Annotated in this window: 14 protein-coding genes, 1 pseudogene and 1 riboswitch; of the genes and pseudogenes, 9 read left to right on the plus strand and 6 right to left on the minus strand. The window is 69.3% G+C overall.

Annotated features, from left to right (window positions below; genetic code table 11):
- Window positions 1–119: 119 nt before the first annotated feature.
- A complete protein-coding gene (locus GCN81_RS23195; protein ID WP_156723033.1) occupies window positions 120–1,406 on the plus strand; it encodes an ATP-binding protein in 1,287 nt (428 codons plus the stop codon).
- Window positions 1,403–2,158, plus strand: coding sequence for a LuxR C-terminal-related transcriptional regulator (locus tag GCN81_RS23200; RefSeq protein WP_156723035.1), 756 nt, complete (start codon window positions 1,403–1,405; stop codon window positions 2,156–2,158). Before GCN81_RS23195 ends, GCN81_RS23200 begins: the two co-directional genes overlap by 4 nt.
- Here GCN81_RS23200 and GCN81_RS23205 read toward each other — a convergent pair.
- Window positions 2,058–2,585 carry an ATP-binding protein gene (locus GCN81_RS23205; protein ID WP_325065094.1) on the minus strand — a complete coding sequence of 176 codons (528 nt, stop codon included), beginning with the start codon at window positions 2,583–2,585 and terminating at the stop codon, window positions 2,058–2,060. The genes GCN81_RS23200 and GCN81_RS23205 overlap by 101 nt on opposite strands.
- A gap of 140 nt (window positions 2,586–2,725) precedes the next feature.
- On the opposite strand from GCN81_RS23205, the gene GCN81_RS23210 reads away from it, so the two are divergent.
- The 4 genes and pseudogenes from GCN81_RS23210 to GCN81_RS23225 all read left to right on the plus strand — a co-directional run bounded on the left by GCN81_RS23210 (window position 2,726) and on the right by GCN81_RS23225 (window position 5,993).
- Window positions 2,726–3,541 carry a helix-turn-helix domain-containing protein gene (locus GCN81_RS23210; RefSeq protein ID WP_156723037.1) on the plus strand — a complete coding sequence of 272 codons (816 nt, stop codon included), beginning with the start codon at window positions 2,726–2,728 and terminating at the stop codon, window positions 3,539–3,541.
- Window positions 3,538–3,783 carry a DUF397 domain-containing protein gene (locus GCN81_RS23215; RefSeq protein WP_156723039.1) on the plus strand — a complete coding sequence of 82 codons (246 nt, stop codon included), beginning with the start codon at window positions 3,538–3,540 and terminating at the stop codon, window positions 3,781–3,783. The genes GCN81_RS23210 and GCN81_RS23215 overlap by 4 nt, the downstream gene beginning before the upstream one ends.
- Window positions 3,784–4,025: 242 nt before the next feature.
- Complete coding sequence (locus tag GCN81_RS23220; protein ID WP_231626465.1) at window positions 4,026–5,003, plus strand: hypothetical protein; 978 nt, start codon at window positions 4,026–4,028, stop codon at window positions 5,001–5,003.
- 112 nt (window positions 5,004–5,115) lie between these two features.
- Window positions 5,116–5,993, plus strand: a pseudogene (locus tag GCN81_RS23225) (alpha/beta fold hydrolase).
- Between the two features lie 1,246 nt (window positions 5,994–7,239).
- Here the strand turns inward: GCN81_RS23225 and GCN81_RS23230 are convergent.
- Together GCN81_RS23230 and GCN81_RS23235 are read right to left on the minus strand one after the other, a co-directional pair.
- Entirely contained in the window at window positions 7,240–7,992 is a 753-nt protein-coding gene (locus GCN81_RS23230; RefSeq protein WP_156723041.1) for a haloacid dehalogenase type II, read from the minus strand.
- 85 nt (window positions 7,993–8,077) lie between these two features.
- Window positions 8,078–9,184 (minus strand): C40 family peptidase, encoded by a 1,107-nt coding sequence (locus tag GCN81_RS23235; protein WP_156723043.1) that lies wholly within the window; start codon window positions 9,182–9,184, stop codon window positions 8,078–8,080.
- A 344-nt stretch (window positions 9,185–9,528) separates the two neighbouring features.
- On the opposite strand from GCN81_RS23235, the gene GCN81_RS23240 reads away from it, so the two are divergent.
- Complete coding sequence (locus GCN81_RS23240) at window positions 9,529–9,882, plus strand: hypothetical protein (protein WP_156723045.1); 354 nt, start codon at window positions 9,529–9,531, stop codon at window positions 9,880–9,882.
- A 62-nt stretch (window positions 9,883–9,944) separates the two neighbouring features.
- On the opposite strand, the gene GCN81_RS23245 is transcribed toward GCN81_RS23240, so the two are convergent.
- A complete protein-coding gene (locus GCN81_RS23245; protein WP_156723047.1) occupies window positions 9,945–11,243 on the minus strand; it encodes a C40 family peptidase in 1,299 nt (432 codons plus the stop codon).
- Between the two features lie 6 nt (window positions 11,244–11,249).
- Window positions 11,250–11,430, minus strand: a riboswitch (cyclic di-AMP (ydaO/yuaA leader).
- 228 nt (window positions 11,431–11,658) lie between these two features.
- On the opposite strand from GCN81_RS23245, the gene pcrA reads away from it, so the two are divergent.
- A complete protein-coding gene (gene pcrA / locus GCN81_RS23250) occupies window positions 11,659–14,211 on the plus strand; it encodes a DNA helicase PcrA (RefSeq protein ID WP_156723048.1) in 2,553 nt (850 codons plus the stop codon).
- 51 nt (window positions 14,212–14,262) lie between these two features.
- Here the strand turns inward: pcrA and GCN81_RS23255 are convergent, their stop codons facing one another.
- Window positions 14,263–15,828 (minus strand): M23 family metallopeptidase, encoded by a 1,566-nt coding sequence (locus tag GCN81_RS23255; protein WP_156723050.1) that lies wholly within the window; start codon window positions 15,826–15,828, stop codon window positions 14,263–14,265.
- Between the two features lie 209 nt (window positions 15,829–16,037).
- On the minus strand, window positions 16,038–16,886 hold the full coding sequence (locus tag GCN81_RS23260) for an esterase/lipase family protein (protein WP_156723052.1): 849 nt from the start codon (window positions 16,884–16,886) through the stop codon (window positions 16,038–16,040).
- Window positions 16,887–17,295: 409 nt separating this feature from the next.
- Between GCN81_RS23260 and GCN81_RS23265 the strand changes: the two genes are divergently transcribed.
- Window positions 17,296–17,712 carry a cobalamin B12-binding domain-containing protein gene (locus GCN81_RS23265; RefSeq protein WP_156723054.1) on the plus strand — a complete coding sequence of 139 codons (417 nt, stop codon included), beginning with the start codon at window positions 17,296–17,298 and terminating at the stop codon, window positions 17,710–17,712.
- Window positions 17,713–17,728 lie beyond the last annotated feature (16 nt).

Raw genomic sequence — 17,728 nt, forward strand, 5'->3', positions numbered from 1 at the left:
GTGCATCCCTGATTTCGACCCTAAGGAGACGTGACACAAGGGAGGCCGACAGAGATCCGGGACGTCTCGGGGGTCGACCCTGATGCCCTGGCCCCCGCACCCGTGTGAATATCGGTGTCATGCCCGCAGCCGCCACCGTGCCGACCGAAGAACCGCAGCCGCTGCGCAAGCTCTACCGCAGCGGTGACGGCCGCTGGCTCGGCGGGGTCGCGCGCGGACTCGCCGGACACCTCGGGCTGCCCGTCATCTGGGTGCGGCTCATCTTTGTCGGACTGTTTATGGCGAACGGCCTGGGCGCACTGCTGTACGCCGCGTTCTGGTTCTTCGTGCCGCTCGGTGTCGGCGGTGTCGGCGGCGAGCGCCAGCACACGCTCACCACCGAGACGGGCCCCGACGGCCGCCGCAAGCTGGTGGTCCGGAAGGTCGACAAGGGCCAGTTCGTCGCGCTCCTCGCGATGGTCATCATCTCGATGGTCTTCGTCGGCTCCGTCGACGTCGGCGGCCACGCCCAGGCCTACCTGTGGCCCACTGTCCTGGTCGGCGCGGGCGTCGCTCTCGTCTGGCGACAGGCGGACAATGCCCGCAGGGCCCGCTGGATCGAGGTCGGCCGCCGCCGCAGGACCCTGAGCCTCGCACGGTCCGCCGCCGGAGTGCTGCTGGTCGGTGCGGGTGTCTCCAGCATCTTCATCGTGCAGGGCTCGGCCGAAGACCTGGGTGCCGTACTGCAGGCCGCGCTCGCCGTGTTCGTCGGCATCGCGCTGCTGGCAGGCCCGTATCTCATCCGGATGACACAGGACCTGTCCGAGGAGCGCCTGATGCGCATCCGCGCCCAGGAGCGTGCGGAAGTCGCGGCCCATGTCCACGACTCGGTGCTGCACACCCTCACCCTGATCCAGCGCAACGCCGACAACGCGAACGAAGTCCGCCGCCTCGCCCGCGCCCAGGAACGCGACCTGCGCACCTGGCTCTACAAGCCGGAGGGCACCGGCAAGGACGAGGAGGACGAGCCCGAAACCCTCGCCGACGCGGTCCGCGGCTCCGCGGCCGAGGTCGAGGACAAGCACGGCGTCCCGATCGAGGTCGTGGTCGTCGGCGACTGCCCTCTGGACGAGAAGCTGACCGCACAGATGCAGGCCGCGCGGGAAGCCATGGTGAACGCCGCCAAGTACGGTGGCGAGGGCGGCGCGGTCCAGGTCTTCGCTGAGGTCGAGGGGAACACGGTCTTCGTATCCATCCGCGACCGCGGACCAGGCTTTGACCTGGACGCGGTTCCCACCGACCGGATGGGCGTACGAGAATCGATCATCGGCCGGATGCAGCGGCACGGTGGTACGGCGCGGCTGCGCTCGCCGCAGGGCGGCGGTACGGAAGTCGAGCTGGAGATGGAGAGGACGGCGACGACATGAGCGACGCGACCGAGCACACCGGGGCGAGCGAGCACACTGAGGCGAGCGGAGCTGGCCAGTCGGGTGCGGACGAGACCGGGAGCGGGCCCGGGCGCCGGGTACGCGTCGTACTGGTCGACGACCACCGGATGTTCCGCACCGGCGTGCAGGCCGAGATCGGCGAGACCGAACGCACCGGTGTCGAGGTCGTCGGCGAGGCGGCCGACGTGGACCAGGCGGTCACCGTCATCACCGCGACCAGGCCGGAAGTCGTCCTCCTCGACGTCCACCTGCCGGGCGGCGGCGGCGTCGAGGTCCTGCGCCGCTGCGCCCCCCTGATGTCGGCGGCCGAGGACCCCGTGCGCTTCCTGGCTCTGTCGGTGTCCGACGCGGCAGAAGATGTCATCGGTGTCATCCGGGGCGGCGCGCGCGGCTATGTCACCAAGACCATCACCGGCATCGACCTGGTCGACTCCATCTTCCGCGTGCAGGACGGCGACGCGGTGTTCTCGCCGAGGCTTGCTGGGTTCGTGCTGGACGCCTTCGCTTCGACGGATGCTCCGCCCGTGGACGAGGACTTGGACCGCCTCACCCAGCGCGAGCGCGAGGTGCTGCGGCTGATCGCGCGCGGGTACGCGTACAAGGAGATCGCCAAGCAGCTCTATATCTCCGTCAAGACGGTCGAGTCGCATGTCTCGGCGGTCCTGCGGAAGTTGCAGCTGTCGAACCGGCACGAGCTGACTCGGTGGGCGACGGCTCGCCGTCTGGTCTGAGGCGGAGCTCGAACCAGACCGTCTTGCCGATGCCGCAAACGCGGGGTTCTGCGGCCCAGGCGTCCGCGAGTGCGGCGACCAGGGCCAGGCCCCTGCCCGACGTGTCGTCCGGGGCCGCTTCCTGCGGCTCGGGGAGCGTCAGGTTCGCGTCCGATACCTCCATGCGGATGCGGTCGTCCTCCAACGCGCAGCGCGCCCAGATCTCACGGCCCTTCGGGACCGCGCCGTGGCGGTAGGCGTTCGTCAGTAGTTCGCTGAGGAGGAATTCGGCCGTATCGGTCACCTCGTCCGAGAGCTTCCATGATCTGGCCTGCTCACGGAGAAGCGCCCGGGCCAGCCCCACGCTCCGCGCGTGCCGCGACAGGCGCCACTCGACTTCCCGTTCCTGGTTGAGGGACGCGGAGCCTCCAGGCGGCGTCATCGGCATGCGCGCTCGTTCCTCGTTCCTTGCGTGTGAGTTTCCGTCATTCACCCAGCTCACGTTGAGGGTTGGCGCGTAGCCTCTGGAGTAGCGGCGCGGGTACGGAGGGTGGCGTACCCGGCGTGGACCCCGGGGAGGTGGGCGCTGTGTCCGAGACGAACTCTCAGCCGCCGATTGCTTGGCGGTACTGCGGGAGTCAGATCAAGTTGTGGCGCGAGGCGTCGGGCGTCAGTCGGCAGTCGCTGGCCGACGAGTCGAGCTACGACTACGAGTACGTCAAGTCGATGGAGAACGGTCGGAGACGGCCGACGCTGCGGTTGTTGCAGGTGGCGGACCAGGTGTGCGGGGCGGGCGGGAAGCTCACGGCCGCGCAGGAGTACCTGAAGCCGGAGCCGTTTGCCGAGCGTGCGCAGGAGTACGTGCAGGTTGAGGCCGAGGCGATCACGATCCAGTGGTACGAGCCCATGCTGATCCCGGGGTTGTTGCAGACCAGGGAGTACATGCAGGCGTTGATCAGCGACAGGTGTCCTCCTCTGGATGAGGAAACGGTCGGGGAACGAGTCACCGCCCGGCTCAAACGGCAAGAGAAGCTGACCAGCATGCCGCCGACACACTTCAGCTACGTGATCCACGAGGCGACGTTGCGCTCAGCCGTAGGAGGTCCGGTCGTGATGAAGCGACAGCTTGGTCACCTACTGGAGGCAGGCGGGCAGCGGCATCTGTCGATTCAGGTCCTACCGTTCGATCTGGCTCCTGCTGCTGCACTCAGCGGGCCGATCGTGCTGGTGGAGACGGCGGAACACGAGCGCTATGCCTTCGTCGACGGGCAGGAGACGGGCGCCCTTTACGGTGATGGGGACAAGCTGAGTGTCCTTGGTCAACGCTATGGCATGATCCGCATGCAGGCGCTCAACGCTGCGGAGTCTGCCCAGTTCATCAGGAAGGTGGCGGAGGAGCTGTGAGCACCGAACTGGCTTGGTTCAAGTCCAGCTACAGCGACGACTCGGGAAGTGCCTGCCTCGAAGTCGCCTACGCCTGGCGGAAGTCCAGCTACAGCGGCACTGAGGGCGGCGCGTGCCTCGAAGTTGCCGCCTGCCCGCACACCATCCACGTCCGAGACTCGAAGCTCGGAGCCCAAAGCCCCCGGTTCGCCGTGCCCGCACCCGCCTGGGCCGCGTTCGTCGCGTACGCGACCCGCGTCTGAGCCCCGGCGCTCGCGACCCGAGCTTCGGGCGTCGAGGTCCGAGCCGCTTTTGCAGGGAATGGGAGGTTGGGTTACCTCCCCTCCTCCCCGCCAACTCCCGCACTCACCAGCGCGCATGACTTTTCGTGATCGGCTTGCCACGGGCAGTTGCGACGGTCTAGCGTTCGCGGCAATAAACAACCCCGGTCGGGTGCTGACAACACCCGCCGGGGTCTCACCTCAAGATCGGAAAAGGCGATCTCGTGGCTTACGAAAACTCTAACGCGGCCCTGCCCGCGCACGCACACCCCATGGCCAACCCCGGCTACGGCAAACGCTCCGTGCTTGACGAGCCGCCCAGCCGCCCCGGCGACTTCGCCCATCTCCCCGCCCGCGAGGCCTACATCGCCGCGTTCGTCGACCGGCTCCCCGAAGGCGCCGCGATGGATGCCAAGACCCTCGCCAAGGCGCTCCCGCTCTACGGCCAGCAGGCCGTCCGTACGGCCCTCAACGCCCTCTCCAGCGCCGGGCACCTGCGCCGCGTACGTCAGCTCGCCGACACCGGCGACGGCGTGACCCGTTGGGTCTCCCGTACTCACTGGTCCCGTACCGCACGTACCGGCGAATGGTGGGCCCGGTACCTCAACGGTGACGTCCCAGTGGTCCCGACCGGGCAGGCCGCCGCAGTGTCAGAGGGTGACGGGGGCGCGGCCGACGACGTATCGCCCGAGGAATTCCCTAAGGCAGAGCACACCTCCCAGCCGTCCCCCGCCTACTTCGCCCTCGCCCAACTGGGCCGCAGGGACCCGCGCCTGGCCCTCTCCGCCGCCGACTGCGAAGCCCTGGAACCCCTCGCCGCCGACTGGCTGGCGCGTGGGGCGACGCCCGACACCCTCGCGTACGCCCTCACGGCTGGGCTCCCCGCCGAGGGCGTACACGCGCCCGGAGCCTTCACCCGTCGCCGCCTTATCGACCGGATGCCACCCGAACTGCCAGCGGCCCCGGCCCCGGCCCCGGCGCTGGCTCCGGCACATCTGTCCCTGGCCGCTCGCGCGCCGATCATGGAGTGCACCGACTGCGGCGTACCCGGCCGCCCGGAGGCCTTGCCTGGCGGACTCTGCCGCGCCTGCCGTGGCCATGGAGGCGCGACCGAAGCGCGGCGGCGCTGGCTGACCCCGGAGGACGTACGCGCTCGCGCCGCGCACCTGCGCGCAAAGGTCCGCGCACCGCTCCTCGCGTGAGTGCCGGAAGCCGGAAGCCGGAAGCTGCCGGGTGCCGCGCGGACACCACCTCGTCGGGCGCGGCCAGACCCCGTGGGGCATGATCGGGATGACGTCTGCGGGGAGGGTTGAGATGGGTGTGTCCGAGCGGCTCGTGCTGCGGGACGGCGTCCGGGTGGTCTGTCGTGACTGGGGAGGGGCGGGCCACCCGCTCGTGCTGCTACACGGACTGGCCGGTCACGCGGGTGAATGGGACGTGCTGGCGAGTCGCCTGCGTGAACGGTTTCGCGTGGTCGCGGTCGATCAGCGTGGACACGGCGCCAGCGAGCGGTATCCGGGAGATGTCTCGCGCGCTGCCTACGTCGCCGACGTGGTGGCCATTGCCGAGCAGTTGGGGCTGGAGCGACCGGTCCTGGTCGGCCAGTCGCTCGGCGGCCATACCGCGATGCTCACCGCCGCCTCTCACCCCGAAGTGGTGCGCGGACTTGTGCTCGTCGAAGCCGGTCCTGACGGCCCGAATCCGAACGTTCCCAAGGAGATCGGCGACTGGTTCGACTCATGGCCGACCCCGTTCCCCTCACGTGCAGCGGCGGCCGAGTTTTTCGGCGGAGGGCCGGTGGGCGCGGGCTGGGCAGCGGGACTGGAAGAGCGCGACGGCGCCTGGCACCCACGCTTCGACCGGGACGTCATGGTCGCCGCGCTGGCGGAAGGCGCCCAGTACTCCTTCGAGGATGAGTGCGGCAGATCACCTGCCCTACCCTCGTCGTGCTCGCCCAGTCGAGCGTCCTTTCCGAGCCAGACGTTGACAGGATGCTCCAACAGCGGCCCACAACCGTCGCGATGAGTGTTCCCGGCACCAGCCACGACCTGCACCTCGAACGACCGGAACTCCTCCATGCCATGCTCTTGGAGTTCCTGGAGGCACTTTGTCCCCGTACGTGTGAGCGTCCGTCATCTACCCAGCTCACGTCGGGGGTTGGTGAGCCGTCTGCCCAGCCTCCCGCCGTTTGACTCAGCTGGTGCAAAGGATCGGGGCTGGCCGAACTGTCCAGGGTGGGGCGGGGCTGCGTTGTGGTGGGCCAGTGCCGCGTTGGGCGCCGGTGGCCGCCCGGTTCGTCGGATGGTGGCGGGTCCGGGCCGGGTGTAAAGGGCGCTCCCTTTGGTCGCGTCGGCTGCGCCGATTCCGCTGTCGCTCCACCCTTGACACCCGTCCCGGACCCGCGAGGGCGAGGTACACCGGGCGGCCCAAAAAGCAGGGCAGCGGGGCGGGTGGGGGAGGGGCGCGCGTTTCGCTGCCGGGTGCGGACTGGTTGTTGGGGCGCATGAGGGGGTGGGTGGTGCCGCCCCGGCTCGGCGGCTGGTTTGCTGTCGGTCGCACTCGCACTCGCACCCGTCGCGCGAGGCTAAGCGAGGGCCAGGCCGGTGGCCCGGCCGAGGACCGGGCAGGAGGCCCGGACCGGCCAGGAGGCCCGGACCGGGGGTTGGGGCTGGGCTGAGGGGCGCTTGGCGGGCCCATCCCATCCCACCCCAGTCGGGAGTAAGAGGAGACTTTGGGACACCAAGTCGCCCCTTTTGCCCGGCTTTTAGTGTCCCAAAGTCGCACTTCACTCCGCGACCTGATCCCACCAGCCCCAGACGTGCCCTCCTGCCCCACCGGCCGGTGGCCGCCAGGCCGGGCGTCACTACCCACGCGCCGCTCGCGGCCCGGTCCCACCAGCCCGCAGCCGCTGAGCCGGGGCGCGACCACCCACCCAGCCTTCGTGCGCACCCTCGGTCCCCACCTGCCGCAGCCGCTGAGCCGGTGTCGGACCACCCATCCCCCTCGTGCGCCCCGCAACCACAACCGGTCCGCACCCGGCAGCGAAACGCTCGCCCCTCCCGAAGCGCTGCCCGCCGCCTCCCCCGGGCCGCCCTCCCACAACCCGCATAGCGGGGACGGGGCGGGTGTCAAGGGTGGAGCGACAGCGGAATCGGCGGAGCCGACGCGACCGTAGGGAGCGCCCTTGACGGCCGGCCCGGCCCCGCGACCATTGCGACTAGAGGGCGGCCATCCCTGTGCCCTTGCGGACACTGGGCGCCCCCGACACTGCCCCGGCCAACGGGCGGACGGGGCCGCTGTGTTGCCAAGCTGACCTTGACCCGGGCGCCGTTCGACCAGGCCGCCCTGAGGGTGCGTGCGCTGCGGACCGATTCGGTCGGTGTGGTCCTGCGCGCAGCTCGTGATGGAGGGACCCGCGCTAGGCCCCCACGGCACCGTCTAGGCGTGGTCGAGTTGGGTGGGTTGGGTGAGTTGGGTGAGTTGGTCGGTCAGGGTGACCAGGTCATCGGCGTGCAGGTCGAACTCGTCCGATGCGGTGGGCGGGTCGCCGACGGGGCGGGCGACGTAGGCGGTGCGCAGGCCGAGGCCCTGTGCTCCACGCAGGTCCCAGGCGTGCGCGGCGACCATCAGGAGTCGCTCCGGTGGGCGTCCGGAGACGGTGACGGCCAGTTGGTAGACTGCTGGGTCCGGCTTGTAGGTCCGGGCGTCTTCGGCGGACAGTGCCTGGTGCCAGCGCAGCCCGGCGTGAGCGTTGAGTCGCAGCAGTGCTGTCCGGCTGGCGTTGGAGAGTCCGATCAGCGGGAACCGTTCGGCAAGTCGGGCGAGCCCTGCCAGGGTGTCGGGCCATGGCGGGAGCCTGCGACCTGACAGAGCCAGCGTCGCTACAGCGGTCGGGTCGTCGACTCCGACGGCATCGGCGACGAGCCGGGCCGCTTCCAGGTCGAGGACGTCGCTTGGGTGGTAGGGCCGGACGCCGTCGAGGATGCGACGTTGCTCGCGGTCGATGTGCTGCTGCCACAGCGACAAAAGCTGCTCGACCCTGGGATGACCGAGCGATGGGTCGAGTTCACGAATGCCCGCGCGGATACCGGCGGGTTCGTCGACCAGCGTGCCGAGCACGTCGAACACGACGGCATCGATCTCTGGCTCTGGCGTGAGATCGAGCGTGAGATCTGACGTGAGGTCTGACATGAGAGACGTCTCCTGGGCGAAGCGGGGACGTACGAGTGGCTGTTTGGCCAACGCGGCTGGAAGCCCCCGGATTCCCGAACCGCCGCTAGGCCACCCGCGTCGCGGCGGCGAACGGCATGGAGCTGATGGGGGCCACCTTGACCGGGGCGCTTGGGTTGGAGGCGTGGATCATCTGGCCGTTGCCGATGTAGAGGCCTACGTGGCTGAGGCCCGAGTAGAAGAAGACCAGGTCGCCCGGGGCGAGTTCGGAGCGGGAGACGCGGCGGCCCGCGTTGATCTGGGTGAAGGTGGTGCGGGGGAGGGAGACACCTGCTGAGCGGTAGGCGGCCTGGGTGAGGCCGGAGCAGTCGAAGGCGTTCGGGCCCGTCGCGCCCCAGACGTACGGCTTGCCGATGGCGCTGTGGGCGAAGGCGATCGCTTGGGCGGCTCGGGAGGAAGAGGGGGTGGGGGTGGCGTTGGGGGAGTTGCGGGGTGGGGTGGTTGGGGTTGCGGGGGTTGTGGGGGTGGCTGGGGTGGGGTTCTTTGGTGTGGTTGTTGGGGTGGGGGTGGCTGGGGGCTTCGTTATGCGGGCGCGGTCCTCGGTGGTGAGGTTGCTGAGGAGGCGTTCGGCCTTTTTGAGCTTGGTGGTGACCGTGGCCTTGTGGCGCTTGAGGTCGGCCTGGCGGGCGCGGAGTTCGCTGAGGCGGCTGTCCGCCTTTTTGCTCAGCCGGTCGGCGTCGCGTAGCTGCCGCTGTACGCGAGTGATGGTCGCGGCCTGGCGCAGGCCCGCGCGGTTGGCGAAGGTGGCGCGCTCCAGGTAGTCGTCCGGGTCTGAACTGAGGGCGAGTTGGACCGCGGGGTCGATGCCTCCGTTGCGGTACTGGGCGGTGGCGGCCGAACCCAGGGACCTGCGGGCGGCGTTCAGGTCCTCCGTCTTGCGGGCGGCCTCGTCCTGGAGGTTGCCGAATTCGCGTTTAGCCTGCTCGGCCTTCTCCTTGGCGTCGTTGTACTTCTCGGTGGCGACCTCGGCCTCCTGGTACAGCCGGTCGACCTTGGCCTTCACCTGGGACGGGGTGAGGCGCGGCTCCGCGACCGAGGTGCCCTCGAGGGCCATGGCGCTAGCGGCGCTGGCCAGGGCGAGGGTCAGGGCGGTTCGGGCGGTCGTGCCGGTCAGCGGGGACTGGTACTGCTTGGGTTTTCGGTGAGCGGCCACCGGATAACTCCCTACGTTCGTCCCAGCGGCGGCCCGCCCAGGGGAACGGGCCGCCGCCAGTCCTTTCGGCGGTGGTGACCGAACTGCCGCCCGGGTCGGCCCGGGCGGCGGTGGGGAGCCGGTCACCTGGAGAGGGACGCTAGGCCTGGGGGCCGGGAGGCGGCGGGGAGTTGCCCGTAGGTGGTGGAAATGCGTGGCTCGATGACCGTATGTGAGCGCAGGTGATCGTGTGCGGCGCGAGTGTGATGGGTCGCGTGTGGGAGGGGGGCTGGTGCGTCTGGCGGGTCTGGTGGGGCACACCTGGCTGAGGGGGGCTGGTGGGGGTCCGGTTAGGCTCCGGCGTTATGGACGTACTGATCAATGTCTTCGTCGGTCTGCACATCATCGGTATCGCCTCGCTGCTGGGCGGGTTCCTTACGCAGATGAAGGCGATGGGCGAGGGTACGGCGCGGTTCACGCCCGCGATGCTGCATGGCGCGCTGACCATGCTGGTGACCGGCGTCGCGCTCGTCGGTCTGAACCAGGCCGATGACCATGCGGTCAACAACGTCAAGATCGCCGTCAAGATGGCGGTGCTGATCGTGATCCTGGCGCTGGTGTACGTGAAGCGGGACGAGGAAAGCATCGACAAGTCGATGTTTGGCGCTGTAGGCGCGCTGACCACGACGAACGTCTTTATCGCTGTCCTGTGGACCTGATCTGGTGGACCTGATCTGGGTGGCAGCGCGCCTCCAGCCGTACTGCACTGCTATGCCACGCGTTACGCCACGCGGCGGACGCTGTGGATCGGCATGTAGTAGATCGACTCGGTCCTGACGTTGGTGCCCGGCTTCGGGGCGTGGATCATCTTGCCGTCGCCGATGTAGATGCCGACGTGGCTGATGTCGTCGTAGAAGAAGACCAGGTCACCGGGCTTGGCGTCGTCGACCGACACCTGGGTGCCGAACTTCACCTGGTCCCAGGTGGTGCGCGGCAGCGTGACACCGGCGGTCTTCCAGGCGGCGCCGGTCAGCCCTGAGCAGTCGTACGAGTCCGGGCCCTGCGCGCCCCAGACGTACGGTTTGCCGATCTGCGCCTCGGCGAAGGCGATGACCTTCTCGGCCTTGGCGGCGTACGAGTCGTTCGTCGAGTCGCCCGTTGTCGAGCCGTCCGTCGACGTGTCGGGGGAGGGGGTTGGGGTTGGCGTTGCAGCTGGGGGTGGGGTGGTCTCGGTTGCGCCGCCGCTGCCGTCGTCGTTCGGACCCGCGTCGGTGCCTGCGTCGGTGTTGGAGCTCTGCTCCTGCCCTTGCTTCTGCTCCTTCGCTGTCGCCTCTTTCGCCAGCCGCTTGCGCTCCGCCTCCGCGGCCTTCTTGCGGGCCAGCTCCTTCGCCTTCTCGCGGGCCTCGGCCTCCCGCTTCTTCTCCAGCGCCGCCAGCCGCGCCTTCTCCTCAGCGGTCAGCGTGGACAGCAGCTCACGAGCCTCGGACAGCTTCCGCTGGACCTCCCGCTTGGAGGACTTGAGCTCACCCTGGGTTTCGGCCAGGGTCTTCATGCTCTTGGTCGCCTCGCCGCGCTTCTTGGCCGCCGTTGCCTGGAGCTGCTGGTAGTCCGAGAGGGACTTCTCCTGCTTGCCGCTCAGGCGGCTCATCAGGTGACGCTGGTCGAAGTAGCTCTGCGGGTCGTCCGCGAGCATCAGCGTCGCCGTGTCGGAAGCCCCGCCGTTGCGGTACTGGGCTGCCGCGATGGCGCCGAGTTCCTGTCGGGTGTCGTTCAGCTTGGCGGTGCGCTGGGCGGCCTCGTCGAGGAGTTTGTCGACCTGCCCGCGCTGCTTGTCGGTGCGCTCCTTGACCGCGTTGTACTTCTGCGTGGCGACGCCCGCCCGTTGATACAGGTCGTCGACCTTCTTCCGCACCTCTTCGAGGGACGGCTCGGGGGCCGTGGACGGCGATGCGGGCGGCCCGGCGTACGCGGTCTGCGACAACAGGGCCACGGAGGTGACGGCGGCCGTGGTGATCCCGACGGCCTGGGAGGTGCTGCGTATGGGGCCGAAACTGTTGCGCGGCTTGCGGTGCGACGCCAACGGAGGCGCTCCTTCCGTAGACCGCCTACCGGGTTAGCTGTCGGGTTCGGGCGGTGTGTCGGAAGGTTGCCCTACGGTCTCGTACGCGACCTCTTGTGCATGGGCGTGTATGCGCGTGCAGGTGTGTGCGTACGGTGCCGATTCACCCCAGGGGCACGTGGGTCCCCGGCTCCGGCGGCCCCTCGCGGGCGCGCCAGACTCGGCGGGGGCTGCCCGTTCCCGGCGTGGTTCGCCGGTGGGGATACGGACCGCCCGGTGAGCACGCTAGCCAACTCCCGAGGTGCCTGGGAAGGTTGGTGCGCGATATGTCCGATACCTTTTCGTGACTTTCGCGCTCTGTGAGTGTGTGCGTTCATGTGGTGACCGGGGGAACCCGGGACCGGTTGTCAGTGCGGCCGCCTAGACTCGGTAGACGATGAGCAGCCTCTTTGACGACAGCTTCCTGGCGGACCTCAAGCACTCGGGCGACGAGCCTCCGCCGCCACCCGAGGAGCACGCTCCGGAAGCCGAGCCGCTTCCGGACGACCTCTTCGGGGGCCGGTTCGACGCACCCGTGGACCGGGACGCGTACTACCGCGACGGCGCCCCCCGCCCCGCGGTGGACCCGGCTGCCCTGCTGGACGGGCTGAACGACAATCAGCGCGCCGCCGTCGTGCACTCCGGCACCCCGCTGCTCATCGTCGCCGGGGCCGGGTCGGGTAAGACCCGGGTGCTGACCCACCGGATCGCGTATCTGCTCGCCGAGCGCGGGGTGCACCCCGGGCAGGTGCTGGCGATCACCTTCACCAACAAGGCCGCGGGCGAGATGAAGGAGCGCGTCGCCGACCTCGTCGGACCGCGCGCGGCCGCGATGTGGGTGATGACCTTCCACAGCGCCTGCGTACGCATCCTGCGCCGCGAGTCCAAGCGGCTCGGCTTCACGTCCTCGTTCTCGATCTACGACGCCGCCGACTCCAAGCGGCTGATGGCGCTGGTCTGCCGGGATCTGGACCTGGACCCCAAGCGTTTTCCGCCCAAGTCCTTCAGCGCCAAGATCTCGAACCTGAAGAACGAGCTGATTGACGAGGAGACCTTCGCGGGGCAGGCCGCGGACGGCTTCGAGAAGACCGTGGCCCAGGCCTACGCGATGTACCAGTCACGGCTGCGCGAGGCGAACGCCCTCGACTTCGACGACCTGATCATGACGACGGTGCATCTGCTGCAGGCGTTCCCGGACGTCGCCGAGCACTACCGCCGCCGCTTCCGGCACATCATGGTCGACGAGTACCAGGACACCAACCACGCCCAGTACGCCCTGGTGCGCGAACTGGTCGGCCCGGTCGGCGGCGAGGGCGACCCGGAGCCGGGCGAGCTGTGCGTCGTGGGTGACGCGGACCAGTCCATCTACGCCTTCCGCGGCGCCACCATCCGCAACATCCTCCAGTTCGAGGAGGACTACCCGGACGCGACCACGATCCTCCTGGAGCAGAACTACCGCTCCACGCAGACGATCCTGACCGCGGCGAACGCCGTCATCGAGCGTAACGAAAGCCGCCGTCCGAAGAACCTGTGGACCAACGCCGGCGCTGGTGCCCGGATCACCGGCTATGTCGCCGACACCGAGCACGACGAGGCGCAGTTCGTCGCCGAAGAGATCGACCGGCTGACGGATGCGGGCGACGCCAAGGCCGGTGACGTCGCGATCTTCTACCGTACGAACGCCCAGTCCCGTGTCTTCGAAGAGATCTTCATCCGGGTCGGGCTCCAGTACAAGGTCGTCGGCGGGGTGCGCTTCTATGAGCGCAAGGAGGTCAGGGACGTACTGGCCTACCTGCGGGTGCTGTCCAACCCGGAGGACTCCGTACCGCTGCGCCGTATCCTCAACGTCCCCAAGCGCGGCATCGGCGACCGTGCGGAGGCCATGATCGACGCGCTGGCGCAGCGTGAGCGGATCAGCTTCTCGCAGGCACTGCGGCGGGTGGACGAGGCGTACGGCATGGCGGCGCGCTCGGCGAACGCCGTCAAGCGCTTCAACACGCTGATGGAAGAGCTCCGTACGATCGCCGAGTCCGGCGTGGGACCGGCCACGGTCCTGGAGGCCGTGCTGGAACGGACCGGGTATCTGGCCGAGTTGCAGGCCTCCACCGACCCGCAGGACGAGACGCGGATCGAGAACCTCCAGGAACTGGCGGCTGTGGCCCTGGAGTTCGAGCAGGAGAAGACCGAGGCCGCGGCCTCGGTCGAGAGTGAGAGCGCGGGTGGCGAAGGCGCGGGTGGCGAAGGCGGGGGCGCGGCGGCTTCCGGGACGCTTTCGGAGTTTCTGGAGCGGGTCGCCCTGGTCGCGGACTCCGACCAGATTCCGGACGAGGACGACGACGGCTCGGGTGTCATCACGCTGATGACCCTGCACACCGCCAAGGGCCTTGAGTTTCCTGTGGTGTTCCTGACGGGTATGGAGGACGGCGTCTTCCCGCACATGCGTGCTCTGGGGCAGGTCAAGGAGCTTGAGGAGGAGCGGCGGCTGGCCTATGTGGGCATCACGCGGGCGCGTGAGCGGCTGTATCTGACGCGCGCGACGATGCGCAGTGCCTGGGGACAGCCTTCGTACAACCCGCCGTCGCGGTTCCTGGAGGAGATTCCGGACCAGCACCTGGAGTGGAAGCGGACCGGGCCTTCGGTCCCGGCGCCGACGTCCAGCAGGGGCGGCGGGTCGGGCGGATCGGGCGGATCGGGCGCGGTGTCTTCGCTGACGTCTTCGCTGTCCTCGTCCCGTGCGCGGCGCGGGCCGTCGGGGTTCGCGACGCGTCGGGCGGGGGACAAGCCGGTGGTGTCGCTGGCGGTGGGGGACCGGGTCACGCACGACCAGTTCGGGCTGGGAACGGTGGTTGCGGTGGAGGGCGTGGGCGATCAGGCCCGGGCGAGCATCGACTTCGGCGACCCGAAGCCGAAGGTGCTGTTGCTGCGGTACGCGCCGGTGGAGAAGTTGTAGAGAGGGGCAGGATGGGCAGGTGCGCCGGTGGGGAGGGGGAGGTGATCGGTCCTAAGCCGGGTTGATGCCGTGGCTCAGGAACCACGCCAGCGGGTCGATCGCCGCGCCGCCGCCGGGGCGCACCTCGAAGTGCAGGTGCGGGCCGGTGGAGTTGCCCGAGTTACCGGCGTACGCGATGACGTCACCGGCCTTGACCGTGCCGCTGCGGATCTTCGTGCTGGAGAGGTGGCAGTACCAGGTCTCGGTGCCGTCCGGCGCGGTCACTATCGCCATGTTGCCGTACGCGCTGTTCCACTGGGTGCGTACGGTGCCGTCGGTCGCCGCCATCACGGGAGTGCCGTACGAGACGGGGAAGTCGATGCCCGTATGCACGGACATCCAGTTGATCCCGGCCTGGCCGAAGCGCGCGCTGAGCCCCTTGGGTGCCACGGGCGCGGCGAACTTGGGGCGTAGCCGCTCCTTGCGCTCCGCCTCCTCGATCTTGCGCTTCCGCTCGGCTTCTTGGCGTTCCTTGAGGTCGATACGTTCCTGGGTGCGGCTCGCACGTCCGGCGAAGTTGTCGGCTTCGGCGGAGAGGTTGGCCAGTTGGGTGTCCAGTTGCCTGTTGACCTGCGCCGGTTTGACCGTGGGGGTGGCCGGGTCGGGTGCGGCCTGGGTCTTGGTGTCGCCCTTGCTGTCGCCGAGGCCGGTGTTCACCGAGGCGGCGGCGATCCCGGCGACGCCGAGCGCGCAGACGGAGGGCACGGCGACGGTGAGCAGGCCGGAGCGTTTGGCGGGGGCGCGGCGGCGGGTGCGGTTGCCGCCGCGGTCGCGGTTGCGGGGGCGCGCGGTGTCCGGGGTGTACGCGGCCGGGGCTGGGGCCGGGGTGACGTCGGCGGCGAGGCTTCCGTGGTCGTCGTCCTCGGTGGCGTACGCGTCGTGGTCGTCGTAGCCGACGTCGCCGTCGTGACCGCCGTCGTACGCGTACCCGGTGCTCTCGTAACCGTTGGCGCCGTCGTCGGGCTCCGTGGTGCCGATGACGTCCGGCTCGCTGAACTCGGCTTCGGGGAACTCGGCTTCGGGGAAGTCCGCTCCGGTGGACGGCTGCTCGTACGTCGGCGTGGTGAGGGTGCCGTACGCGTCGTAGGTGCCGTACGCGGTGGTCGTCGCGCCGTCGGAGTTCCAGGCGGTGGCGTCGTAGGCCCCGGAGTCGTACGTCTGCGGGTGCTGCCCGTAGGACCCCGCCTGCCACTGGCCCGTGCCGTCCCACTGCTCGGTGGCCTGCGGTCCCGGCTGGGCGGGGATGTCGGAGAGCTGCTGGTAACCGGCGTTCGCCCAGACGGCGGTCGTGTCGTAACTGCCTGTCTCGTACGGGGTGGTGGACTGCGCGGCGTACGGGTCGTAGGTGACCGTGGCGTGCGCGCCGACGCCGGTGGTGCCCAGCGTGTCGTACGAACCCGTCGACCATGCGGTGCTGTCCCACTGGCCACTCTGTCCGGAGTCGTACGCGTGGTACGGGTCGGACGGTGTGGCGGCGCCGGGCATCGTGCCGAACAGCGGGTCGGAGGCGAAGGTGGCGTCGAAGGCACCGGTCGCGTTGTCGCCGTAACCGGCGGCATAGCCGTGCTGGTCGTTCACCAACTTCTCTTTCGCCTCGACAGCGGGGGGCAGAGCGAGTGCGGCGACTGTACCCGGCGGTATGCGACGGCGACAATCTTCGGCAGGTTTCATGATTTCAGGAAACGGGCAATCGGCCGCCTTTCGGGAGTTCATAGGTACAGCCTTGGCTTTGTGTTCGACTTTCGTTCGACCCTGGGGGCTCGGGGTGGGGTCGGGGTGGGGCCGGGTCAGGCCACGGAGGCTGAGCCGTCGGCGTGGGACGCCAGGTCGTCGGAGTCGATCGCCTGCCGGATTCCCGCCGCGACCGCGGGGTGTACGGGCAGGGCGAGATGTCCGATGCCAGTGACCGGGACGTTGTGGGTGAGCAGGTCCGGGTGGTCGACGCGGGCCGTCCGCGGTGGGGTCATCACCTGGTCGAGATCGCTCCAGAAGCTCACGAACCTGGTGCTGCAGCCGGGGGCGGGCTCCCTGAGCTCGGCGATCACATCGGAGTCGGGGCGCATCTGGCGGACGATCGGGTGCGCGCTCATCAGGGGGACGACGCTGGTGCCCTCGTGCGGGGTGCCGAGCGTGACCAGGGTACGGACGCGGTGGTCGCCGCCGCGGCGCTGGATGTAATAGCGCGCGATCAGGCCACCGAGACTGTGTCCGACGATGTCCACCTCGCGGTGGCCGGTGCGCTCGCAGATCTCCTCTATGTGCTGGGCGAGCAGGTCGGCCGCGGTGCGAATATCGCAGGTGAGCACCGAGTAGTTGAGTGACTCCACATGGTGCCTGCCGTGCTGGGCCAGCGAGCGGCGCAGCAGGACGAAGACCGAGCGGTTGTCGATGAAGCCATGCAGCAGGACGACGGGCCTGGCGCCGTCGGCGGGCGGCAGGTGAGGTGTCCCGGTCGGCCTGGAGGCGGGGCGGCTCTCCTGGGTGATGCCTGACGGGTAGAGGAGGAGGTGCCCGGCGAGGATGGTCAGCTCCAGCGCGGTCGCCTTGAGCAGCGTGGCGGAGAGTCTGAGGGGGGCGTGTGATGCCTGGCCTGCGGCTTGGAGCCACGGCGGAAGCAGAAAGGGTAGGGCCCTCATGGCCGACCTCCCGAATGGCACGCGAAGGACGGCTCTGTCCCCCGTGTGCCCTCACGGGGCGCCGGTCGGAGGTCGGTGATGCACCTCTGCCGCCGTGCCGTGCGGCTGATGGCACGGTGGGCAGAGGAGGCCTCGTAGCGGCTCCCCTTGGCGCGTGCTCCCGGCTGTAGTCGTGGCCCTGGCCTCTGGGCCGGGTGGTGCGTGCGGTAGCAGGCGCTAGCGAACGTGTCCCTTCGTGTGATTTCCCCCTCCCTCTCCACCGCGAAACTGCCGGGTAGGGGATGCTGGAGATAACGTTCGTTCACATGGTCCTGGGTTGCGCCCGGTCAGTGTGTCTGCGGGGTAACCCGCCGTGTCCACTGGGTGACGCTCGGTATATCTCGGCAAATGTCGGTACATGGAGGCAGTGATGGGTGTGGCAACCGGCCCGATCCGCGTGGTGGTCGCCAAGCCAGGTCTCGACGGGCACGATCGCGGGGCCAAGGTGATCGCGCGTGCGCTGCGCGATGCCGGTATGGAGGTCATCTACACCGGTCTGCACCAGACGCCCGAGCAGATCGTCGACACGGCTATCCAGGAGGACGCTGACGCGATCGGCCTCTCCATCCTCTCGGGTGCGCACAACACGCTGTTCGCGAAGGTGATCGAGCTGCTGCGGGAGCGCGACGCGGAGGACATCAAGGTCTTCGGCGGCGGGATCATCCCGGAGGCGGACATCGCGCCGCTCAAGGCGCAGGGCGTCTCGGAGATCTTCACCCCGGGTGCGACGACGAAGTCGATCGTGGACTGGGTTCGCGCGAACGTCCGGCTCCCGGCCGAGGCGTAGGGGTAGGGGTAGGGGT

It is taken from the genome of Streptomyces apocyni (assembly GCF_009739465.1).
GTDB lineage: Bacteria > Actinomycetota > Actinomycetes > Streptomycetales > Streptomycetaceae > Streptomyces > Streptomyces apocyni.